The 23,156-nt window shown below is 58.9% G+C and carries 22 protein-coding genes; 5 read left to right on the top strand and 17 right to left on the bottom strand.

Translation table 11 applies throughout. The annotated features are described in order from the left end of the window. Positions 1–10 precede the first annotated feature (10 nt). The 3 genes from DLM45_RS07335 to DLM45_RS07325 all read right to left on the bottom strand — a co-directional run bounded on the left by DLM45_RS07335 (position 11) and on the right by DLM45_RS07325 (position 3,938). Positions 11–952, bottom strand: a complete 942-nt coding sequence (locus DLM45_RS07335; RefSeq protein WP_181336513.1) for a glycosyltransferase family 2 protein — start codon at positions 950–952, stop codon at positions 11–13. A gap of 35 nt (positions 953–987) precedes the next feature. Continuing rightward, positions 988–2,301 (bottom strand): Mur ligase family protein, encoded by a 1,314-nt coding sequence (locus tag DLM45_RS07330; RefSeq protein ID WP_181336512.1) that lies wholly within the window; start codon positions 2,299–2,301, stop codon positions 988–990. A 323-nt stretch (positions 2,302–2,624) separates the two neighbouring features. Further along, positions 2,625–3,938: a Mur ligase family protein gene (locus DLM45_RS07325; RefSeq protein WP_181336511.1), complete on the bottom strand. Its 1,314-nt coding sequence runs from the start codon at positions 3,936–3,938 to the stop codon at positions 2,625–2,627. A gap of 641 nt (positions 3,939–4,579) precedes the next feature. Here DLM45_RS07325 and DLM45_RS07320 point away from each other — a divergent pair. The 5 genes from DLM45_RS07320 to DLM45_RS07300 all read left to right on the top strand — a co-directional run bounded on the left by DLM45_RS07320 (position 4,580) and on the right by DLM45_RS07300 (position 10,487). Beyond that, complete coding sequence (locus DLM45_RS07320; protein ID WP_181336510.1) at positions 4,580–6,850, top strand: TonB-dependent hemoglobin/transferrin/lactoferrin family receptor; 2,271 nt, start codon at positions 4,580–4,582, stop codon at positions 6,848–6,850. A gap of 23 nt (positions 6,851–6,873) precedes the next feature. Further along, complete coding sequence (locus DLM45_RS07315; RefSeq protein WP_181336509.1) at positions 6,874–7,068, top strand: hypothetical protein; 195 nt, start codon at positions 6,874–6,876, stop codon at positions 7,066–7,068. Between the two features lie 5 nt (positions 7,069–7,073). Next, the gene (locus tag DLM45_RS07310; protein WP_181336508.1) at positions 7,074–8,243 is read left to right on the top strand and encodes an energy transducer TonB family protein; all 1,170 of its coding nucleotides are present in this window, start codon (positions 7,074–7,076) and stop codon (positions 8,241–8,243) included. Positions 8,244–8,436: 193 nt separating this feature from the next. Next, on the top strand, positions 8,437–9,114 hold the full coding sequence (locus DLM45_RS07305; RefSeq protein WP_181336507.1) for a winged helix-turn-helix domain-containing protein: 678 nt from the start codon (positions 8,437–8,439) through the stop codon (positions 9,112–9,114). Between the two features lie 2 nt (positions 9,115–9,116). Then, positions 9,117–10,487, top strand: coding sequence for a sensor histidine kinase (locus DLM45_RS07300; RefSeq protein ID WP_343062253.1), 1,371 nt, complete (start codon positions 9,117–9,119; stop codon positions 10,485–10,487). A gap of 30 nt (positions 10,488–10,517) precedes the next feature. Here the strand turns inward: DLM45_RS07300 and hutX are convergent, their stop codons facing one another. The 14 genes from hutX to DLM45_RS07230 all read right to left on the bottom strand — a co-directional run bounded on the left by hutX (position 10,518) and on the right by DLM45_RS07230 (position 23,130). Then, positions 10,518–11,051, bottom strand: a complete 534-nt coding sequence (hutX, locus tag DLM45_RS07295; protein ID WP_181336506.1) for a heme utilization cystosolic carrier protein HutX — start codon at positions 11,049–11,051, stop codon at positions 10,518–10,520. Between the two features lie 52 nt (positions 11,052–11,103). Beyond that, positions 11,104–11,451: a heme-degrading protein HmuQ gene (gene hmuQ, locus DLM45_RS07290; protein WP_181338222.1), complete on the bottom strand. Its 348-nt coding sequence runs from the start codon at positions 11,449–11,451 to the stop codon at positions 11,104–11,106. 361 nt (positions 11,452–11,812) lie between these two features. Then, positions 11,813–12,649, bottom strand: a complete 837-nt coding sequence (locus DLM45_RS07285) for a heme ABC transporter ATP-binding protein (RefSeq protein ID WP_425485232.1) — start codon at positions 12,647–12,649, stop codon at positions 11,813–11,815. After that, entirely contained in the window at positions 12,640–13,674 is a 1,035-nt protein-coding gene (locus tag DLM45_RS07280; RefSeq protein WP_181336504.1) for a FecCD family ABC transporter permease, read from the bottom strand. The genes DLM45_RS07285 and DLM45_RS07280 overlap by 10 nt, the downstream gene beginning before the upstream one ends. Before the next feature lie 44 nt (positions 13,675–13,718). After that, positions 13,719–14,573 carry a heme/hemin ABC transporter substrate-binding protein gene (locus DLM45_RS07275; protein WP_181336503.1) on the bottom strand — a complete coding sequence of 285 codons (855 nt, stop codon included), beginning with the start codon at positions 14,571–14,573 and terminating at the stop codon, positions 13,719–13,721. A gap of 97 nt (positions 14,574–14,670) precedes the next feature. Continuing rightward, a complete protein-coding gene (gene hemP / locus DLM45_RS16620) occupies positions 14,671–14,892 on the bottom strand; it encodes a hemin uptake protein HemP (RefSeq protein WP_181336502.1) in 222 nt (73 codons plus the stop codon). Positions 14,893–14,953: 61 nt separating this feature from the next. After that, positions 14,954–15,523, bottom strand: coding sequence for a hypothetical protein (locus DLM45_RS07265; RefSeq protein ID WP_181336501.1), 570 nt, complete (start codon positions 15,521–15,523; stop codon positions 14,954–14,956). A 78-nt stretch (positions 15,524–15,601) separates the two neighbouring features. Then, entirely contained in the window at positions 15,602–15,784 is a 183-nt protein-coding gene (locus DLM45_RS07260; RefSeq protein WP_181336500.1) for a hypothetical protein, read from the bottom strand. A gap of 125 nt (positions 15,785–15,909) precedes the next feature. After that, positions 15,910–16,890 (bottom strand): beta-ketoacyl-ACP synthase III, encoded by a 981-nt coding sequence (locus DLM45_RS07255; protein ID WP_181336499.1) that lies wholly within the window; start codon positions 16,888–16,890, stop codon positions 15,910–15,912. After that, positions 16,887–18,146 (bottom strand): adenosylmethionine--8-amino-7-oxononanoate transaminase, encoded by a 1,260-nt coding sequence (locus DLM45_RS07250; protein ID WP_181336498.1) that lies wholly within the window; start codon positions 18,144–18,146, stop codon positions 16,887–16,889. The genes DLM45_RS07255 and DLM45_RS07250 overlap by 4 nt, the downstream gene beginning before the upstream one ends. After that, positions 18,143–18,790, bottom strand: coding sequence for a dethiobiotin synthase (gene bioD, locus DLM45_RS07245; RefSeq protein WP_181336497.1), 648 nt, complete (start codon positions 18,788–18,790; stop codon positions 18,143–18,145). Before bioD ends, DLM45_RS07250 begins: the two co-directional genes overlap by 4 nt. Further along, entirely contained in the window at positions 18,787–19,920 is a 1,134-nt protein-coding gene (locus DLM45_RS07240) for an 8-amino-7-oxononanoate synthase (protein WP_181336496.1), read from the bottom strand. Before DLM45_RS07240 ends, bioD begins: the two co-directional genes overlap by 4 nt. Continuing rightward, positions 19,904–20,986 (bottom strand): biotin synthase BioB, encoded by a 1,083-nt coding sequence (gene bioB / locus DLM45_RS07235; protein WP_181336495.1) that lies wholly within the window; start codon positions 20,984–20,986, stop codon positions 19,904–19,906. The genes DLM45_RS07240 and bioB overlap by 17 nt, the downstream gene beginning before the upstream one ends. Before the next feature lie 143 nt (positions 20,987–21,129). Then, the gene (locus DLM45_RS07230) at positions 21,130–23,130 is read right to left on the bottom strand and encodes a PhoX family protein (protein ID WP_181336494.1); all 2,001 of its coding nucleotides are present in this window, start codon (positions 23,128–23,130) and stop codon (positions 21,130–21,132) included. Between the last annotated feature and the right edge of the window lie 26 nt (positions 23,131–23,156).

Raw genomic sequence — 23,156 nt, 5'->3', positions numbered from 1 at the left:
TGCGCGGCTTCTAGCGGCCGTCTGTCGATCGATAATATGCGCCGTTATGGCCAAAGCCGCCTGATAGACTGCCGAGCGCTTTCACGATGCGGAACGCACCGCTGTAAAACATTGCCCGTCCGGCAGTCGGGTGAACAATCCAGACGAGCAGACTAACCGGAACCGAGATCGCGCCGACCACGAGCCTGCGCAAAATTTTTGGCATCACGGCCAGCATGCCGGGAATTTTGCCGCGCTGGATTTGCGAAACTTGGGTCTGCGACGTGGCAACCATATACGCGCGCGCCAGAAGACGCCGGGGCGTCAAGCGCGACGCGGGCAAGCTCTCGTGCAGCCACGCGTCGGCCACCCAAATTATCCGCGCGCCGTTGTTTATTGCCCGGCGAAAGAATTCGATATCTTCGGAGCCGGAAAGAAGTCGCTCATCAAAGCGCATCGCGTAGCCGCTATCTCGAACCAGCTCCGCGCGCATCAGAATGTTGTTGGTCGGCGCGCCCCGCAAGATCTCGCCCGTCTTCCGCTCTGGGCGGCTGTAGGGCTCCCACCAATCCGGAGAGACGCCCTCGCAGATTTGATTGACTGGCCCGTGCGCCACATCAGCCGCAAAGTCCAAGCATCCCTGGTAAAGCTTCACGAGCCACTCAGGATCCGCATACTCGTCGTCATCGATCAACGCGATCCAATCGGCATTGAGAGACGTTGCGAGGTCGAGTGCCGCGTTGCGCGCGTAGGGAATTCCCCGTCGCGTTTGCAGCTTGTAATGAATTGGCAGGTCGGTTCCGCTTGCGACTTCAGTCACGACGAATTGGGAATCAGGCGTTGCGTCGTTCTCGATGACGACGATCTGAATGCGGCCGTCCTTCGGCGCATCGAGATGGATCAGACTGTTGAGGCATCGGCGCAGCATCTCCGGCCGTCGGGCCGTACAGACTGCAATCACAAATTCGATCATTTCGAACTCCAGCGTTTCATCTTTGGTGGAGCCCTTCAAGCGTCGTTGTTGATCGGGATCATTTGGCGCTTCGGTTCCCAAACAGACACTGATCCTTTGCCTTTTCCATTGTGCTCAAAATAGGGCTTCTGATAGAGGCCGCAATCAACACAGGAGCACCTCACATTGCATTCGTCGGGCCAGCATTCCACCGCCCCTTCACTATCGAGCATCAAGCGTTCGAGGTGCATGTTTCGAGAAGATTTGACGAGAATGACTTCGCCCTCTGTCGCCGTTTTCTTGAGATGCTCGGACAGTTGTCTCGCGGACGAAAACTGACGGAACTTCCCACTGCGAATATCTTCAGCGGGTGCGCGCGACTTGTTGGAGTTCGGGCCCACAAAGCAGATTTCGTCAGCGACCTCCGCGGCGGCGGCATAGGTAGAGCGATACTTCGGTACCGACGGACCGCCGAAATCGCTGATCTGGCCAAGTACGAACCGCTTTTTTACTCCGGGAATGGACTTCAGCGTTTCGAGAGGTAGCCCGATGCTGTGGAACGGCGCCTTCGCCGTGTCGAGAATGAATGTCGGCCCGCTCGTAAACGAATGCACGCTCATCCGTCCCAGGAGTGGCGCAAAAGAAGCCACACGATCGATGATCGTTTGGGCCGGGATACCAAGCTCTAATGCGCAGACGGCAGCGGTCGTAACCGTAAGCCAATTGTGCTCACCGACGAATTGCGTCTTCAAATGGAGGTCGCCAGCATCGCTGCTGATGGTAAAGCTGAGATAGCCTTCCGGAGACAACGATAAGTCTCGTGCGTGATAGTCTCCGCCGTGAGTGCCGAACAGGACGACCCTTGCGCGCGTTTTTTGCGCCATCGCACGAACGTTCGGATCGTCAAAATTCAAGACAGCCAATCCCGTAGAAGACAGGCTTTGCACGAACGCGACTTTTTCATTCGCGACAGCTTCAATAGAGCGAAATGACGAATAGTGCTCCAGCGCGACAAGCGTGACGACAGCAACATCCGGCTTGATCACACGCGCAGCTTCATGCAGCTCCCCCGGTGCCGCCGTGCCTTGCTCCAACACCACGTATTGGTCTGTCCGTTTGAGTTTGCGGAGCGCTTTGACGGCTTGCTGAATCCTATTGCCAACGGATTGCGAAAGGACCTGGTTGTCTGCTGACAGAATGTGAGTGAGCAACAATACCGAAGACGTCTTGCAACTGCTTCCAGTTACAACGACGACGGGAGCTTTCGTGGCATAGCGCTTCCATTCTGCCTGCTGCAGCTTCACGAACTGCCTTGCGCGCCGCAGAGAAGAGCGAACGCCGTTCTGTGCGCGTGTCACTTGGGCAAGCATGTGGGTCTCGTCACCAGAAAGCCTGAGCCTCGTAGGGTCCAACTTGCGATAATTGCAGCGCAACGCTTCCGTTGCCTACTCTCGAAACGAGGCGATCCCCAGCGAATGCTCGCAGGAAAAATCCGCCCGCATCGTAAGTCCGAAAGCACATGAGTTTCAGGTGGTTGCGGGGGCTGCTAAAATGCAACGCTCGCCGTTAGAAATTGCGATCGTGCAGCAAGGCCGATTTGCGAAGGGCTGCGTGCGGAAATCCGGGCGGAAAATTGCAGTCTCGGAGCAGTATGGAAACTCATCGGCAGATCGACCGCATACGAAGCGGTGCGTTATGCATCGTTGAAGATCGGCGATGTTTGCCGCCGCGGTCCCCAGATCTGCTTTGATACGTCTTTGTGCCCGTCATGCTCGTAGTATGGCTCTCTATACAGACCGCAATCGGTGCAGGAGCATTTGATTTTGCATTCACTGGGCCAACATTCCACGTCGCCCTCGCCGTCGAGCATCAACCGCTCGAGATGTAAATTGCTGGAGGATTTGACGACGATGACTTCGTCTTCCGTCGCCGTTGCCTTCAAATATTCGGATAGCTGCTTCGGTGTCGCAAACGACCGAAACTTCCCGCTGCGAATGTCCTCGGCAGGTGCGCGCGCCTTATGGGCGTTTGGCCCCACAAAGCAGATCTCATCCGCGACCTGCGCCGCGGCCGCGTATGTTTCGCGATACTTCGGTATAGAAGCCCCAGCATAATCGCTGATCTGACCAAGGATAAAACGCTTCTTGGAACTCTCGATTGATTTCAAAGCTTCAAGAGGCAGTCCGATGCTGTGAAACGGCGCCTTCGCGGTATCGAGGATGAATGTCCGGTTGCCAGCGATGGTATGCACGCTCATGCGCCCGAAGACTGGCGCGAACGATGCCACGCGATCGATGATCGTTTGGGCCGGGATACCAAGCTCCAATGCGCAGACTGCAGCAGTCGTAACCGTAAGCCAATTGTGCGTACCAACGAACTGCGTATTCAAACAAATGTCGCCGGAGGTGCCGCTGAGCGTGAGGCTGAGATAGCCCTGTTTCGACAGCGACAGATCGCGTGCGCGGTAGTCGCCGCCTTGAGTGCCGAACTGGACAATGCGTGCGTCGGTTTTTTGCGCCATCGCACGAACGTTCGGATCGTCGAAATTCAATATTGCCAAGCCGGTAGACGACAAACCTTGCACGAACGCGGCTTTTTCATTCGCGACGGCTTCGATAGAGCGAAATGCCGTGTAGTGCTCCAGCGCGACAAGCGTAACGATGGCGATATCCGGCTTGATGAGCTGCGCGGCGGCGGGGAGATCTCCGGGGCGCGTCGTTCCTTGTTCCAGCACAGCGAATCTGTCCGTGGGCTTGAGGTGCCTCAGAGCGGCGACGGCTTCGCGATGTTGATTTCCCAAAGACTGAGAAAGGACCTGATGATCGGCCGACAAGATATGAGTGAGCAGAGATACGGATGAGGTTTTGCAACTGCTCCCGGTCACGGCGATGACCGTGGCCTTGGAGTTGTGACGCTTCCACTTCGCATGCTGAGATCTGAGACGCCCCTTGGCGCGCTTCACCGTCGCGCGAAACTGATCGTTCAGATGCTTTCCTTGAGCAAACATATCGGGTCCTCAAGTGGCGTCCAAATTCGCCGCCCTCTTCGCGACGATTGCCCAGAAATCTTCGCCCGCCTACACCGGGGAAATAGTCTTCCTCAGGAAATGCCACGCTGTGCAAAACTCTGCATACGCTGCGTCGCGATAAACCAGTGAAATTCAATAGGTTGCTGGCGGAGCTAAAATGCAACGCTAGCGCCCGAAATTGAATTTGATCGTCGGCAGCAGACGAGAGATCCGGCTCATCATCTCCAACGGGCGTAGACCTCTGCCGGGAGAGACGAAAAGGCCTAAGCGTCAGGCCAAACAAATCGGCGCGCCGGTCGGGTGCGTGCAATCTGCAACAGCGCAGCCCGTGGAATGATTCCAGAGTTTATGCAGCATACATAACAAGGCGGAAAAGCCAGAAGATTCGCGATTCCAGCGGCGATGCTGCGGCGTCTGCGTCGCATGGTCGGACGGAGTGAATTTGTTGACTTATTTTGTAATGTTGAGCAATGTACTCGAGCTAAGTCGTTAAGACTTCAGCTCTCCGTCGGCGCTCTCGCAAGGAGTTTTGTTGCTGGAGATCGAGGCAAGCCCGCCCGGTGCGCGTAAGCGCGAGCCAGCCAGCCCGTATTACGTTTTACAACAACGGGGGGTTGTTCATGCCGTCGCGACGTCTCTACGTCTCTCAGGGTCTACCGGTTATTCGGGCGCTCGCTCGCTCATTGACGCTTGGATTGTCAATCGCAGCGCTCGCCGCGGTCAATTCCGCTCATGCGCAGGAGACGGAACTTCCCGGCATCGATGTTCAAAGCACGAAGCCGAAAAAAAGCAGCGCCGCGAAAAGCAAGCCGCGGCCGCAGCCGGTTCAAGCCAGCGCACCTGAGCCTTTCGATGAAGAGACGGCAGAGGCGAGTTCTGGCTCGATGTCCGCTGCTTCTGATGCGCCTTACAACACGCCCGCAGGCGTCAGCGTCATAACGGGTAATGAACTCGCGACGTACGGCAATTCCAACCTAGATGATGCGCTGCGCTCGCAGCCCGGCACTTTTACGCGCGTCAGCCCGCAGAACGCCGGTCTGGCTGTCAATATTCGCGGCTTTGAAGGTTCCGGCCGCGTGAACACGTCGATCGACGGCGCGCGCCAGAATTTCCGCTTCCTCGGCCACGAAGCACAAGGCTTCGCGTACATCGACTCGTCGCTTGTCGCCGGGGTTGATGTCACGCGTGGCGCTGTGTCGACGGCAGGTGGTGCAGGCGCTTTGGCTGGTGCCGTAAACCTGCGCACGCTTGATGTCGAAGACATCCTGCTGCCTGGCAAGAACATGGGCGCGATTACCAAACTTGAATGGGCCAGCAACCATCAAGGCTTCTCGGAGATGGCGGCGGCAGCCGCGCGCAGTGGCGGCGTCAGCATCGCGGGCGCAATCAGCCATCGTGAGCCGGACAACTATGAGAATGCAGCCGGAGTTGAAATTCCCGACACCTTCCAAAACCTGACGTCGGGTCTGTTCAAGATCAACTTCCAGCTCAATCAGGAACAGTCGCTGCGCTTCGGCGGCGTCTTCTATGACAACGATTTCTTCGCCAACTCGTATAACCAGAACGTCAAAACTCAGACGTATACGGCGAAGTACGCCTACAACCCGATCGGCAATGATCTCATCGATTTCAGGCTGAACGGTTACTACAACAACGCCAAGATGATGTACGGCACGGATAAGACGCCGACCGTAGGCAACCCACCTCAGGGCACGGCATGGGGCCGCGTTATCGACGACACCGGGCTGGGAATGGACGTGTCCAATACGTCCCGCTTCAACATCGGCAGCATCCGGGTCAAATCGCAGTACGGCTACGAATTCTTCGGCGACGACGTCGATACTTACAACCGCTTCCGTCCGGTGGCGGGCGGTGGTGTGAACTCGTCGGGATACGCGGCAACGAGCGCGGTGTTTTCCGAAACCGTGTTCTCAAAGAGCATTTTCGACCTGACCGTTGGTCTCAAGTACGACATGTACGCGATCAAGGGCACCGGTGTCGGCAATCCGGGCGCAGGATTTCCGCCGTGGTATCCAATCGGCCGTTACTCGGTTGATAAGGACGGCGGCAACTTCGATCCGAAAGTCACGCTGGCTGCACAAGTAACGGACTGGCTGCAGCCCTACATCACATATTCTGAATCGATGCGTCCGCCCACGATCTCCGAGCTCTTCGCAGGCGGCAATCATCCAGGCGCATCAGGCATCGGCTTCTCGCCAAATCCGTTCCTCAATCCTGAAAGCCAGCGCGGCTGGGAAGTCGGCGCGAACATCAAGCAGGATCGGCTGTTCACAGTCGACGACTCCTTCCGCATGAAGGCCGACTACTTCCGGCAGAATGTAAGCGACTATATCGCTGCATGCTCGACGATGTTCGGTTCAATGTACTTCTGCAACGCAGAGGGCAATTCGACGGTCCAAGGCGTAGAGCTGCAAAGCATGTACGACGCGGGCTATGTGTTCGCCGGCTTGAGCTACACGTACACGCACACAGACCTGCCATCGCAGGTGGACGGCTTCGGCGCACACAGCTATCTGCCCGAGCATACGCTCGTAACGTCGGCTGGCGTTCGTCTTCTCGATCGTAAGCTGACGCTTGGTGGCCGCGTCTCGTACTTCTCAGAAAGCGACGTTGGCGCAACCAACGTGGGCGGCTTCTACGCAAGCCAGTTCATGCCGGGCTACACGCTCGTGGACTTCTTCTCGAGCTACAAGGTCACGGAAAACATCGAACTCGGCTTCAACATCTCGAACCTGTTCGACAAGGAATACACCGAAGCACTGACGACCGCCTTCTTCGATGGTCGGAATTGCTACGGCTCCAACCTGCCGGGCTGCAACGACACCGGCATGGGGCGGACATTCTATCTGACAGCGAAAGCACAGTTCTAAAACACGGGGGATGGCGCCGTGCCGTGACGCGCGACGCCATCATGACTGGGGGAAGTATGGTGACATCGGCGAGCGTTGTGCTCGCCGGTGTTTGCATTGAATGGCCGCATGACGCGGCGAATGATGCGGATATGGAGACCGGCGACATGTTCTTTGCCCAGCAGTTTCGCAGCCCCCACAGAGCCACCACGCAACTGCGATTGCTCGTCACCGCGTAATCATCATGTTTTCGCGTCAGTCCCCTGAGCAGGCAGACATCCCGCGCACCGAGCCGCCTCCCGCGTTAGCCTTTGGCTCGCCGGAGCATCCGGTGCGTCGGAGCACGCCAGCGCCTTCGCTGAGCCACGTTCGCCGCAACCTCAAACTTCTTTCGTTCGATACGGATACGCGGCGCGAACAATCGCGACTGCTCGACGACAGGGGTCGCTTCGAGCCTTCGCCCGGCACGCCATTGGAAGTCGTTCCAGCGGCAGCTGCGATCACATCGGCAAAGCGTCCCGCGCAATGGCTGCGCAATTCTGCAATTCTCTTTTCCTTCTGCCTGCATGGCGCGATCGCGCTGACCATGATCGACTGGTCGGATTCAGCCGAGCAGTTCGGGACGGTCGCAGAAAAGTCCGACGCGATCAGCTTGGCGATGGAACAGACGGTCGTTCTCGAATCCATCGAAACGGAATCTATCCAGACTGCGGCCGCGGCTTCAGCGGCTTCGCAAGCTGGCAGCGTTGAGGCGGCTCAGTCGGCGCCTCAGCCGGTCAACGAGGCAGAAGAGGCTGTCGAGGCGGCCGAGCCTCCGCCTCCCCGACCGCTTGAGGTCGCTGAGGTAACACCTGCCGCCTTAAACCCGACGGAAGATCCGCTGACCGTTATCCGCGGGGCCGCCGAGCCCGACGAGGTGAGCGAGATTAAAGCCATCGACCCCGTCGAAACGGTGGAAGAGGTCCAGCTAGCGCAGGTCGAAACGCAAGAGGTCGAGACTGAAAGCAAGGAACGCGAGGCCGAACAAAAGGTCGAGCGCAAGCTGACAGCACAGGCAGAATCCCGCGCCTCGGCCGCGGGCAGCACCACCTCACGGGCAAGCGCAGCGCAGTCTGCCAAGAGCGGCCGGGTATCGGCGAGCCGGGGCAACGTGCTGAATTATGCGGCACGCATCCGCACCGTTCTCTCGCGGAATAAACCGATGGGCGACGGTCACAGTGGAACGACCCGCGTATCGTTCGGAGTGACGGCCTCCGGCGATCTGAGCTACGTCAAGATCGCAGGATCGTCCGGAAGAGCAAACCTGGATCAGCTGGCGATGGCCGCTGTGCGCAGGGCAGCACCGTTCGGAACGCCGCCGGAGGGTGTCTCCCCCAACGATCTCCGCTTCACCATTCCCTTCTATTTCCGCTAGGCGAGCCGCGTCGGCGGCCGCACTTCGAAACCAGAAATAGCCTCACTTGCCGTGGGGGCAGCGTCCGCGGCAAGGCCTTTGGCGCTGCGGCCCGTAACCGCGACGAACGAATTCCTTTGCACAGGATGCAGCGTTCCTATAATCCGCCGGTCCGGCCGTCAGGTTCGGCCATAGGATTTACGGTCGGTGCGCCATGAGAATCCTCCTGCTTGAAGACGATGCCAATACCGCCTCGTACGTTTCCAAAGGCCTTGAGGAGGAAGGACATCACGTCGATCATTTGTCTGATGGGCGCGATGCTGTCGCGCAGGTGCTAAACGAGGATTACGATGTCGTCATCCTCGATCGCATGCTGCCAGGTCTTGATGGGCTCGCGATCATAAAGGCCATTCGCGGCGCCGGACGTCGTGTCCCCGTCCTGTTTTTGACGGCGCTGGGTGGCGTTGATGACCGCGTTGAAGGTCTGGACGCAGGCGGCGACGACTATCTCATAAAGCCTTTTGCGTTCTCCGAACTCCTGGCGCGCGTCAACGCACTCGTTCGTCGTCCACACAGCAAGGGCGAGGACACGCGGCTGAAGGTCGGTGACCTGGAAGTTGATCTTGTCAGCCGCAAAGTCACTCGTGCTGGCGATACGATCGATCTGCAGCCACGCGAGTTCCGTTTGCTCGAAGTCTTGATGCGAAATCGCGGTCGCGTCGTCACGCGCACGATGTTGCTCGAGCGAGTTTGGAGCTTTCATTTCGATCCAAGAACGAGCGTCGTCGAAACGCACATTTCGCGCCTGCGCACGAAAATCGATAAGCCGTATGGCAAGGAGCTGATCCATACGATCCGCGGCAGCGGTTACACGATCAACGACGAGGCATAACAGTGCGCGATCTTCTCAAGCGCACGCCGATCCGTTTGGCCGCAACGTTCTCTCTGTTCTTCCTCACGACAGTCCTCGTTCTTTTCACGGTCATATATTTGGTCGCGAGTGCCCGCCTCGTAAGCGATATCCGTGATCGGGTTCGTTCCAACATCGATACATTGACCGTGCTCGACGGCGAGCGAACGTTCGACGACCTCGTGGCCGTCGTCGGCGAAGAAAGCGTCTCAATTCGCGATCCGGATTTCATTGTCGAACTTGTCGATGAGAACGGGACGTTCCTCGCAGGCAATGTCCGCGGCGTGCCGAATTCCGATCATTGGATGACGCTCCAGCGTTCAGATCTCAACTTCTCGCTCGACCGTGGCGACCCGACGGACGAGTTCCTTGCGATCTGGAGGCCGCTCAGCAAGGGGCGGCTTCTGGTCGGAAGCGACAACAGCGAAGTGAAGCAGATGAAGTCGTTTCTGCTGAAACTTCTGGCTTTCGGCCTGTTGGCCACGGCCGTCGCTTTGGTGCTGTCTGCGATATACTTCGCACGCCAGACGCAACAACGCATCGATGCGTTCGCGCAGACGTTGGCGCGCGTATCTCAAGGACAGATCGCAACGCGCGTACCGATATCGGGATTTCACGACGACATCGATCAGGTAGCTGTTCAAGTCAACGGCATGCTCGGCAATCTGCAGAGGCTCATTGAGAACGTCAATCAGTCCTCTTCGGACATCGCACACGATCTGAAAAAGCCACTTGGCCGGTTGCGGCAGCGCCTCGACGACGCGCTTAGAAAGACCGAGAACCCTGAGCAGGTTCGCGTGGACCTTGAAAGCGCGCTGCTGGACATCGATTCAATTACCGGAACATTCGACGCATTGTTGCGGATCACACAGATCGAAGCCGGTGCTCGCAAGGATCGGTTTGTATCGGTTGAACTGCGGGGCCTGCTCGCCGAAGTCCGCGATGTCTACGACATTGTCGCCGAAGACGCAGGGCAGGATCTGAGTCTGACGGAAAGTCTCGGAGAAGCCGCCGAGATCCGTGGCGATTACGAACTGCTCGTTCAGCTTTTCGCCAACCTCGTCGAGAACGCCATTCGACATTGCCCGGTCGGAACGAAGATCGCCATTCGCTTGGAGCGTACGGCCGAAAGCTATGACGTCGAGATTGTCGATACGGGTCCGGGCATTCCGTCATCGGAACGCGAGAATGTCTTCCGGCGCCTCTATCGCTTGGAGCATGCCCGTTCTACCGATGGAAGCGGACTGGGTCTGAGCCTTGTCGCTGCGATCGCAGAACTACACGGCGCGAAGATCACTCTCGGCGACAACAATCCCGGGCTGCGCGTAAAGGTGAGTTTTCCGATCGCGTCATAGCGATGCGGACGGAAGCCGGCCTGAGGTATCTCAGGCCGAGCCGTTTTTGTAGCTCTTCCGCAAGTCATTGTAGAGCGCCACCTGCTCAGCAATGAGATCGCGCTTATCGTCACGGCGGACGAAGACCTTGAACATCGCTTCGCCAGCTCCGTTGAAGAACTGAAGCGAAAGCGACTCCCGGCCCATGAACGGCCGCGCCACGAAAACAATCGTCTCGCAGTTTTCTGCCCGTATGTGACCGCCGATAGGGCTGTCGCCATGCAGATTGAAATACCCGCGCCCATAGGTGCCAGGCGGGATCGGCCCCTCGCACTCCAGCACGATGTCAGGCGTATGCACGATGAAGACAACGGGGCCCCATGCGACGAGCGCGGCGAGAATCTTCTCGAATGCCGCGCCCGGCACGATGGTGCGAAATTGCTCCGGCAACGCCTTCACGGCGTCGAGTGTGCTAACGCCATACTCGGCCGCAATCTTCTCAAGGATTCCATCGGCGTTACCCGCCATCCGCTCAACAAGAGAGGGACGCTCGGCCGTTGGGCTCGCCGTCGAAACATCGGACATCGTGAAATCCTTATGAGAAATGCGCGAAACGAGAGGCTTGCGAACCGAGGACTTACTCGGCCGCGTCAAGGATCCGGGCAGTGCCGTCGCTCTGGACGTCCTGAATCACTTCAAAGCCTTCGAATTCCGGATGACCGAGGGTCAGCTTCTTCGACGATCCCGCGCCCGAGTGCGATTTGCGGAATGATTCAGACTTCGTCCAAGCCTCAAAGTCAGCGACCGAGTTCCAAAGCGTGTGCGAGGAATACAGCACATGATCGTCGCGCACGGGACCGCGCAGCATCTGGAAGGAAATAAAGCCGGGCTCTTTGTGAAGATTGATCTCACGCGTGAACCAGACCTGCTCGAACTCCTTCTCCGAGCCGATTGCCACCTTGAAGCGATTCATTGCGATAAACATGGTCATGTATCTCCGACGTTGAAAGAAAAAAGCAGCGGATCGGTGGCTGGGGTTATAAGCAATCCGATCCGCTGCCGATGTGTTCAAGAGCGACGAGACGGGAAAGTCAGTTAGCTCGAGGACGCATCGTAACTCCAATACGGGTATGTGACCATCGTGTCCGGTTGACCAAGAGAGTCTGGCCTTGAGTAGGGGCAGATTGTTTTGGCTGGCTAGCGCGAACAACGAGTGTTCGTCGGCTTGGCTGACATGAACGCTGTCGCAAGTTCATCGCGACGGCAAGGAGCATACCTGTTGTGCCCAAAACGTATTGTTCTTTACGAACATCGTCAAGTTAATGCGATGCGCTATTTTAACAATTTCATTCCGCTGCGATCGTCACCGCGTCGCTTCCATCGATTGAAATCGGAAGGACGATCGGGTGGCTCGCGCCGTCTGGTTTGATGACGCACAGGCGACACCCGTACACGTCGCTGAGGGTCGATTCATTCAGAATATCATTGGGTCGCCCGCGCGCTGCAATTCGACCCTCGCACATCAAAACGATCTCGTCGGCAAACGCGGCCGCAAGATTGAGATCGTGAATGACGAGGAACACGGCCCTGCCACTCTGGGCCTGACTTCGGATGACCTTCAGCATATTCCGCTGATACTTCAGATCGAGGCTTGCTGTTGGCTCGTCTAGCAGAAGAGCCAAAGGGCGGTCATCGGTACGCGGCGCCATCTGAAGCTGACACAGCGCACGCGCTATGTGCACGCGCTGGCGCTCGCCGCCCGAAAGTTGTGGCAGTGGTCGGGATTCGAATTTCGCCATCCCGACAGCTTCTAACGCCTCACGCGCGGCCACTTGCGCTGCGGGATCGGAAATGCCGAACGCGGGCACCGTTGCGCCGAGCATCACGACTTCTAAAACCGTGAACGAAAAAGCCAGCGTCGTCGATTGCGAGACGACCGCGCGCCGCGCCGCGAGCTGAGCGGCCGCAAAATCGCTAAGGTTTGTGCCGTCCAATGTCGCCGTGCCATCGGTCGGTTTGATTTCGCCGGTGAGAACGCGCAGCAGGGTCGATTTTCCAGCCCCGTTTGGCCCAACGACGGCCGTTAGTTTTCCGGGAACGATTTCCAAGGAAATCTGATCGAGAAGTTTTTTGTCGCCGCGTGTGACGGTCACGTGTCTCGCTTCGAGCATGGCTACTCCCAGCCTCCCATGCCGCGGCGAAGAACGAGATGCAGAAACACCGGTGCGCCGATCGCTGCGAGCACGATACCGACCGGCATTTCGGCAGGGCTGACGGCCATCCGCGCAACGATGTCCGCAAAGATCACGAGAACGGCGCCGAGAAGCGCGCTGCCGGGAAGAACAATGCGATGATCCGGCCCGCCGATGAGGCGCATGACATGCGGCACGACGAGGCCGACAAATCCAATAACGCCCGCTACGGCAACGGCAGCGCCAACGCCGGCCGCCGTCATCACGACGGCAAGCTTTTTCGTCTTTTCGGTGTCGACGCCGAGATGCATGGCCTCAACCTCGCCAAGCAGAAATCCGTTAAGCTCGCGCATCAGCCGCGGGACAAAAATTGCCAGAACGACGGCGAAAGGCAGGATCGCTCCCACTTTAGGCCAACTCGCGCCCGAGAGACTACCCATCATCCAAAGCGTCAGATCACGAAGTTCGCGATCGTCGCTTGAGTAAGAGATAAAGCCGGTAATTGCGCCCGCCAGAGCTCCAAGCGCAATGCCTGCAAGCAGCAATGTTCCAATTGCGAGATGTCCGCGCCGCGAGGAAATGGCAACCAGCGTCAGCGTCGTAATAAGGCCGCCGGTAAACGCAGCGATTGGTAGAGCGTAGATACCCAAAGGCTGAATGAAGTTGGCGGCAACGCCGTGACTGAAAGCAATCGTCGCGACGGCTGCCAGCGCTGCGCCGGAAGAAACGCCGATGAGACCCGGATCAGCGAGAGGGTTGCGGAACATGCCCTGCATCATCGCACCGGATACTGCCAGTGCGGCGCCAACGAAGCCCGCAAGAAGCGTCCGCGGCAATCGAAGATCGATCAACACGAGTCGATCGCGCGCTGCCGCCGGATCATCGACCCAGCCTAAAGATGCTGAGATCGCGCGCGGCAACGCTTGCAAGGAAATTCCCGTCGGGCCTATCGCGAGCGAGAGTGTGATGGCACAAAGAAGAAGAACACCGAGGGCGGCAAAGATGGTGCCGCGCATCCCGATGATTCTGGCGTGCGTTCCGAAAGTCTGCTCTGTCGTCGTCACGGTTTGGATGACTGCGTTGCGTTCGCCATTTGCGGATAGAGCTTTTGCATTAAATCGCGCGCTGCCGCCGGCGCACGGGGACCGAAGCCTAACAGATAAAGGCCATCCATCTCGATCAGGTTCTCTTCCTTCGACGCAGGCGTGCCGCTCAGCCCGGCGAGGCTACGTGCCTGCTCAGCGCCGTGTCGGCTGGCTTCCCCGCGCCGCATGATGACCAGCGCATCCGGAGCGAACTCAGCAAGCTGCTCGTCGCTTACGGGTTTGAAGCCGGAGATCTTCGCAGCTGCGTTGTCTGCACCAGCGAGCTGCAAAATGGCATCTGCGCTCGTTCCACCGCCGCCAACGACGGCGCGTCCGTTCTGCACCGACAGAACGAACAGGACGCGCTTATGCTTGCCGAGCGTCTTCCGGTCGCTCGCAAGCGCATCAAATTCCGTTTGAATTTTGGTGGCGAGTGCTTCCGCCGCGTCGCGCGCACCAACCACATCGCCAATCGAACGAACCTTGGCTGGCACGCCATCCGCGCTCGGATTGTCGTCGATCTCGACGTAGCGAATATTCGTGCTCTTGAGCGCCTTGACGACCTCGGGTGGTCCGGCCTGTTCCGAAGCAACGATGACATTCGGATTGATCGACAGTACGCCCTCAGCGGAAAGCGCGCGCAGATAGCCGACGTTCTTTTTGTCCTTCAGAGCCTGCGCCGGAAATTGACTTGTCGAGTCCACCGCCACCACTTTGTCGGCTTGGCCGAGATCATAGAGAATTTCCGTTACGTCGCCACCGAGCGAAAGAATACGAGGGTTTGCATCCTGCGCCGCTTTCGGCTGCGCATCGTCCGCCAGGGCAGGCATAAATAAGGCCGAAGAAAAAGCGGTCGCCAGTGTAATTGCCGCCGCCGCTATATGTCGTGTCGCGCCGTTCATACGATTTCAGCCCTTCGATAGAACGTTACTTGGTTAGGATTAGTTTGCCAGTTGCGGTAATGCGCAAGTGATATTCTTGTCCACGATGATCAAGAATGATTTCGCGCTGCCCCTGCATGAGGTCAGTCACGCGATACCGCGGTTTTGCGCCGCCAATAGAAGTGCCTATCGGCGATGCGGTTTTGGGATCAGCTTCCGCGCTTGCACTGCCGGGTGATGCCAAATTCGGATTGGTCTTGTTTGACATCGAAGTTACGTCAACGTCCGTAAGCGTAGTCGAACTTTATGGTCCACAACCGTGACGGGCCTCAGTGCAGATACGTAGCTTGAACGGATTGGGTCTCGAAGTCTGTCGCGCCGCGCATGGACGCAGGGGAATGCAATCTATGACGCGACTGATGCGCGGCAAGCGCGCGCACGGCGGAACGTGTTCTCTCGGAACGCTTTCCGTTATCGAGAATCAAAGCAATTCCGCGTTCAAATGCGGCCTGATCTTTAAGATGGACCGATTTCAGAACGGCAGTCACGGCCAGTTCGTCCGGCGAGATATGATGGCAGCCGATGCTGAGATAGGAAAATCCAAGCGCCCGTTCGCGCCTCAGCGCGCGCAGCAGCGCCGTCACGTGGCCCACAAGAACTGGACCTTCGACATCGCCAAGATGCTCTTCAGCGGCCTTCATCGCGATTTCCCACGGCTGGGTCGAGCCGGAGGAGTAGACGTCGCAAACGCACCGGAAAACATCGAGCGTGACATTCTCAATAGGAGAGAAGCCAAGCGTGCGGCGGAGTGGAAAGCCGAGCGCTTGTCCGGCGCAAACGGGTTCGTCTTTTCCGCCTGAGCAATCCGATTTCGGCGTTTTCGATTTGCTGTCACCCATATCGTCACTCTCCGTCAGCATGGGGATGATTGATTGAAATATGCGCAAGGCGCGCGCAATTGCGCTTTGAACTCACGCTCAACGTGAGTTCGGTGTTTCGCTATCGGAAAGATTTGAAAGGATGCGATCGAAAGCGGAAGCATGGCCCGTTGCCAAGTCCCAGATCATACCTGCGGAAGCCGCAAACAATGTTGCAGTCAAAGCGGTGCTCGACAAATCGCGCGCATCGGCTCGCTCACCCTCAAGGTGTGAACGCTTCATCGTGTCTCTCCAATGTATCGAGGTTCAAGGCCTCGCAAATGGCACGAGGACATTAAGCTAATCTAGACTACTCAAGTCAAGATTAAAGTTATGTATGCGTTTGCGACGGATCGCGTAGGGTTTGCCTACGAGCGAAAAACAGCGCCGCCGCCGGAGAGGCCTGCACCCGCCGCGGTCATAAGGATGATATCGCCGCGCGCGTTTGGAGTTTTTTCGGCAGCCATCGACATCGTGAAAGGAATGGTCGCAGCAGAGCTGTTGCCGAATTGATCGACGGTCGAACGCATCACGTCCGGCCGAACGCCAATCTGATGCGCGACAGTCGCCATCAGACGTGCGTTGGCCTGATGCGGAATAAAATGGTTGACGTCTGAGACGTCAACGCGCGCCTTGCCGAGCGCGGTCGTCGCCGCAGTCGCCATCATTGCGACGGCCTTCGTATAGACCGATTGGCCGTCAGGCATGGCCATCAGCGCCTCGGCGGGATCGAAATCGGCGCCGAACGGTTTGCGGCTTCCTCCACCTGGAATTTTTATCAGATCATAGTGCGCACCTGCGGCCGCAAGATGCGCGCCGATCACACCAGCGTCGTCCCGCTCGCTGGGCGCGAGGAGAACGGCGCCAGCCGCGTCGGCAAACAAAACGCTGCTCGCACGCTCTGCCGGATTGATACGTCGGGACAGAATATTCGCTGCGATGACAAGTACCGCTTGGCCATGCGTGCGAACGAAACTATCGGCGAGCGTCAGCGCGTAGATAAACCCCGCGCACGCGCCCGCCATGTCGATCCCGCCCGCTGACGCGAGTCTAAGCCGATGCGCGACGAGCGGGGCGCTCGGCGGCAATAGATGATCCGGCGTCGATGTCGCGAGCAGCAGCAGCGCCACGTCGTCCCGGCGGAAGCCAGCACGCTTCAACGCCATGTCGCCAGCGGCAACGGCAAGATCGGACAAGGCTTCGTCGTCCGCCGCATAGCGCCGCGCTTCGATGCCTGTTCGCCGCTTGATCCATCCAGATTGGAGTCCCAGACGGTTTTCGATTTCGCTGTTGGGTACAACGCGGCTCGGCGCGAAATGCCCAAGCCCGATAATTTCGACGCCGCTCATCGTCCGACCTCATCGATCGCGTCTTCAATGTGAGCGTAGACGGCGTCGAGATCATCATCCGTCGCGCAGTAAGGCGGCATCACATAAAGCGTATTTCCGAGCGGCCTGAGAAGAACGCCCCGGCGCAGCAGCGCGGCGCGCAAACGTAGCGAAATGTCGTTGAGATACCCGCTGTCGCCGCCTTTGATTTCGGCAGCGGCGATGGTTCCGAGACGACGAAGATTCTCGAAGCGCTCGGTTGCCTCAAGCGCGGCGAGGCCGCGCTCCTGTGCCTCTGCGATTTTCTTCACGCGATCAAGCACTGGCTCATCGCGCCAAATAGTGAGGTTTGCCACCGCGGCCGCGCATGCAATCGGGTTCGCTGTAAAAGAACTCGAATGAAAGAACATGCGCGCGCGATCCTCGGAAAGGTGCGCCTGAAAAATCGCGGACGTGCACAGCGTCACAGCGAGCGGTATTGAGCCGCCGGTCAGACCTTTCGCAAGACAAAGAATGTCAGGCGTGAAACCAGCTTGTTCGCAGGCAAATGCGGTGCCCGTCCGGCCGAAGCCCGTCATGACTTCATCTGCGATGAAGAGTACGCCATACGCCGCGCAAATCCGCTGCATCTCCTGCAGGGTTGCGGCATCGTAAAGCAGCATTCCGCCCGCACCGAGAACCAGTGGCTCGCAGATGAAGGCGGCGACGGCGCCGGTTCGGCATTCTGCTTCGAGCGCGTCGAACGTATCCTGCTGTCGACCAGCCAGCGGAAAAGGAATGCGTCCCACGTCGAAGAGAAGGGGTTCATAGGGAGCGTTGAATACACCGCGCGCGCCGGCCGACATCGTGCCAACGGTATCGCCATGATAGGCGTGCTCAAGCGCCAGAACGCGCGTTCGGCTTTGGCCGATGTTGCGCCAATATCCAAGCGCCATCTTCAATCCGACTTCGACAGCTGTTGAACCACTATCGGAAAAGAAAACATGCGCGAGCCCCGCAGGCACCATGTCGAGAAGCGCGCGCGCCGTGGCTTCTGCGGGCTCATGCGTCAGTCCCGCGAAGATGACCTGATCGAGCCGCTCGGCCTGATTGCGAATGGCTTCAATGATTTTCGGGTGACGATGGCGATGGGTGATGACCCACCACGACGAAATGCCGTCGAAAATCCGCTGCCCATCACGGGTTTCAAGCCAAGCGCCTTCGGAGCGAACGATTTCCGGAAACTGCTGTTCGAGGCCATGTTGCGTGAAAGGGTGCCAGACAGGTGATGATGTCATGATCTTGGCACGCCTTCGCTCGCGAAATCGCTCACGTTGAAGTTCGCGTTGAATGCGGCACGTAACGAATGTGCATCGAGCGGATCGATCTGCGGCAAGCGACCCAGATGCTTCACGCCGCCGAATGCAGCAATCGTTTGCTCGCTGTCGCGGGCTTCGTCGCCGATGAAGGCAATCCCCATGATCGGGATGGACCGTCGTTTTAGCGCTTCGATCGACAGCAATGAATGATTGATCGTTCCAAGCCGCGTCGAAGCGCAAAGCACGACGGGCAGAGCCCACGTCGATAGAAGATCGATCTGCAACAGGTCGCGCGTTAGCGGCACGGCGAGACCGCCCGCCAGTTCAATGACCAGTGGCGCCGGATGATCGTGCGGCCGCAACGTGTCCGGATCGATCTGGAGGCCGTCGATCTCTGCCGAAACATGCGGCGAAGCGGGGCTGTTCAGCCGGTAGCCCTCGGGCAGAATGCGCTCCGGGCCAGCCTTTGAAAGCCGCGCGACAACTTCGGAATCTGTTTCACCGGCGAGTCCGGATTGTGTCGGTTTCCAGTAGCTCGCGCCGAGCGCCTGCGTCAGCGCCGCTGCGAAAACCGTTTTGCCAATGTTGGTGTCTGTTCCTGCAACAACGATGCGCACGCTCATGCGGCCGTCTCCGCATCCGCACAAGCGAGGTCGCGAACGAGCGCGGAGATCATGTTTTCAGTCGCATTCAGCGTAATCGTTAGTCTAAGCCGCGCCGTGCCCTCTGGTACGGTCGGCGGGCGGATCGCTCGGATGTCGTACCCCCGCGCTTGGAGCGCCGACGCAAGCGCAACCGCACGAACGTCTGAGCCGACAACGATAGGCTGAATCTGAGAGCCAGACGGCCGATATTGGGTGTGCTTGGAAAGCTCCCGCCCGGTAAACGCGATGAGGCGATGAAGATCATCGCGCCGCTCGGGTTCGTCTCGGCAAAGTTGAAGCGAGGCGCGGACGGCGGCGGCGACGAGCGGCGACGGTGCCGTTGCGTAGATAAACGAGCGGGCGCGATTGATGAGAAAATCGCGCATCCTGCGCGGCGCCAGAACCAGAGCGCCCATCACACCGAGAGCCTTTCCGCACGTATGAACGGAAATGACGTCGGCGCGGCCTTCAAGGTGGGCCGCGAGCCCGCGTCCGTCGGGTCCGAACACACCCGTCGCATGCGCTTCATCGACGATCAGGATGGCGTCATGCTTCTGCGCCATGTCAAAAATCGCATCGATCGGCGCTTGGTCGCCGTCCATGCTGTACAGGCTTTCGATCACGATCCATGGTCGACCCGAATGCCCTGCAGCGCGCCACATATCGATTGCGGCCGCGATGCTTTCGGCATCGTTGTGTCGAGCGCTCACGGCGTCCGCTTTGGAAAGGCGAATGCCCTCATGCGCGCTTGCATGAATGAGTTCGTCGTAAACGATAAGATCGCCACGTGCGGGAAGCGTTGCGAGCAGTGCAGTGTTGGCGATGAAGCCGCCGCCGAAAAAGAGCGCGCTCTCTGCGCCGAAGAAATCGGCAGCCTCGCGCTCTAGCGCTTCGTGCTCCGCGTGATTGCCGCGCAGAAGACGCGATCCTCCCGCCCCAACGGGAACGCCACGCGCAAGCGCTTGCTTTACGGCCTCGCCCATTTTCGCGGACTGCGCAAAGCCGAGATAGTCGTTGGAGGTAAAGTCAGCGCCCTGCGGCGCAGCTAGAGAGCGGAGCCGGCCTCGGCGCGCCAGCGCCTCAAGTGCGCGTTCATGACTGTCGGACATCCTTGAGGCCGGCGCAAACGCCGGTTCCATTTTCAAATGAGCCGTCGCTCTCTTCGCTCCGATCAAGCTCAAGCGCGGAAATGCCAAGTTTCGCGAAAAGGCGGCTGTCTTTGTCTTCGCCAGGATTGTCCGCCGTCAGCAGCGTGTCACCTGCGAAGATCGAATTGGCGCCAGCGAAGAAGCACATCGCCTGCATTTCGTCGCTCATCTCGGTACGCCCGGCAGAAAGCCGCACGAACGACTTCGGCATCATGATGCGGGCGACAGCAATCGTGCGCACGAAATCGATGGGGTCGATGCGATCGGCGCCCTCAAGCGGCGTACCGGGAATAGCGACGAGCATGTTGATCGGCACGCTCTCAGGATGCTCTTCGAGGTTGGCGAGCGTAACCAGCATGTCGGCGCGGTCTTCGCGCGTTTCGCCCATGCCGACGATGCCTCCCGAGCAGACCTTCATGCCCGCTTCACGCACGCGCGCCAGCGTATCGAGGCGTTCGGCGAAGGTGCGCGTCGTGATGATCTTCTCGTAATAGGCTTCCGACGTATCGATGTTGTGATTGTAGTAATCGAGTCCGGCATCGCGCAGTTTGACGATATCCTCGTCTGAAAGCATGCCGAGCGTCATGCACGTTTCCATGCCGAGCGCCTTCACGCCCTCGACCATGGCTACGATGACGTCCATGTCGCGCGCTTTGGGGCTCCGCCAGGCGGCACCCATGCAATAGCGCGATGAGCCCTCGGCCTTCGCCTTCCGCGCTTCGGCCAGCACGCGCTCAACTTCCATCAGCTTCGAGGCTTTGAGACCGGTCTTGTGGTGGGCTGATTGGCTGCAGTAGCCGCAATCTTCGGCGCAGCCGCCCGTCTTGATCGATAGCAGACGGCTCTTTTGAACTTTGTTGGGATCGAAGGCAGACCGGTGCACAGTCTGCGCCCGGTACAGCAGGTCCATGAACGGCAGATCGTAGAGCGCCAGCGCGTCCGTCCGGGTCCAGTCATGGCGAAGAGCAGAAGAGGCGCGCGATGCGGAACGCGCGGCCGAGTCAAATCGGGTAACCGTCGATGTCATCTTCCGGGTGATCTCCGCTGGGAGCAAAAGCTCCGACCAGGAGTCGATGTTTGCACCGCTTCCGCCCACCCCCGCAACCGTCAAAATGCCTCTCCGGAGAGACTGGGCGGCAGACTATGGTGAAGAAGGCGGAAAGGGACCCGTCAAACCGCGATCTTGCCTCCGCCCTTGCGCGTAATCGCGATGACGGAGGGGCGAGGGGGCATGTCGTCTTTGAAGTCCGGCCAGCGCGTCAACGGGGCTTCGAACGTCGAGGCGGGAGCATTCGGGTCGTCGTAGTCGCCTTCGCCGGGGTGCTGAACGGCAACGAAGAACGTTTCGAGATCAGGCGTGAAATACGGCCCACACATTTCCGCGCCCGTAGGCACGCGGAAGAAGAGCTTGGAGGTTCCCCGCCGTGAACCCTCAGTTTCGAGCGCGAAGATTCCGTCGTTCCGCCCGGTCGTCGCTTCGGAGTTCCCGTCGGTGGCAATCCAGAGCCGCCCGAGCGCGTCCACCACGCAGTTGTCCGGATTGGCGAACCAACCATCCTTCGTCGTCAGCGCATTGAAAGTTGCGCCAACGTCGGCGATCGCAGGATCGCCGCAGCGGACCAGAATGTTCCAGCGGAATGCCGCTGCCGAGTGATCATCGGCGTCCGGCTTGATCTCGATGATGTGGCCATACGCATTGGGAGCACGAGGATTTGCGGCGTCCGTTTGCTCAGGCGTGCGCTTGGAATTGTTTGTCAGCATGACGAAGACGGAATTCGTTTTCGGATTGGCTTCGATGTCTTCGGGCCGATCCATTTTCGTGGCGCCGAGCAGGTCCGCAGCAAGGCGCGCGAAGATCACGACATCGCCTTGGGTGTGAAATCCGTTTTCGGGTGTTAGCGGCCCCTGGCCCTGAACGAGTGGAAGCCAAACCCCTGTCCCATCGGCATCGAAGCGCGCCACGTAAAGCGTACCATCGTCCAGAATATCGCGATTAGCTGCGCGGTCGGACGTATCCACACGTGCGGTCGTCACGAATTTGTAGACGTAGTCGAAGCGCTGATCGTCACCCTGATAGATAACGAACCGGCCATCCTTGTTGACGATGTTGCCCGCGCCCTCGTGTTTGAAACGGCCGAGCGCCGTCCGCTTAACCGGCGTCGATGCGGGATCGAACGGATCAATCTCGACAACCCATCCGAAGCGATGACATTCGTTCGGCTCTTTGCCGAGGTCAAAGCGATCGTGGAATCGGCCCCAGGAATAAAACATCGCCGGAATGCCATAGCGCTTGAGAGCCGTGGCATCGGGGTGGGTCGCCGCGGCGTCGATGTTCATGAAATACCCGTTGATGTTCTCCTCGCACGTCAGCCACGTTCCCCACGGCGTAACGGCTCCAGCGCAGTTGTTGAGCATGCCTTTGACGCGCGTGCCTGATGAATCGGCTCCCGTGCGCATCTTCAAATGTCGGGCGGCCGGTCCCGAAATACGCATTTCGGTCTCAGCCGTAATGCGCCGGGCATAATTGCTGTCGCTGACGACGTGCCACTTTCCATTCTCGCGTTTGACTTCGAGAACGGAGCCACCGTGCGCCATCATTTCAATCGCGACCTGGTCCTCTGTCGCGTGGGCCGCTCGCGCCGAACGCTCGACATCGCCGAACCCCGGAAACATCAGTTCTGTGCAGGTGTATTCGTGATTGACGACGAGGAGGCCGTGATCGGATCGGCCGTCGATCGGGATGTACCCAAGGAAGTCGTTGTTGTAACCAAACTGACGGCCTTGGCGATCGGCAGATTGTGCAGACGGATCGAACTCCGGCGCATGGGCGACGAGCGGGTCGCCCCAGCGAATGAGCACGTCGGCGTCATAGCCTTGCGCAACATGATGCGTCTCATCGAAACCCGCTGCGAGTTCGTCGAACGAAAACGCCGGAGCATCATTCGCGGCCTCGGCGCGAGACGGCGCAAGACGCGGCAGAAGGCCGTCGACCGCGAGAACGGCGAGCACCCCTCGCCCAAGATCTCGTCGCGACAGCCGCTGTGCGATAATCTCGCCGAGCGTCGCCGTGGGAGCAGGATTCGACCCCTCGTCCTCGGACGCTTCGAATGCCTGCGAAATACTACCGTTCGTCACCGCTTCGAACTCCGACTTAGCGCAGCGTTGGAGCATCCTGAATAGAAAACGAAAGCGACGCG

The organism is Hyphomicrobium methylovorum (assembly GCF_013626205.1).
Classification (GTDB): domain Bacteria; phylum Pseudomonadota; class Alphaproteobacteria; order Rhizobiales; family Hyphomicrobiaceae; genus Hyphomicrobium_B; species Hyphomicrobium_B methylovorum.
Note: the sequence above shows the minus strand (reverse complement) of the source record. Positions and strands in the feature narration are given on the sequence as shown.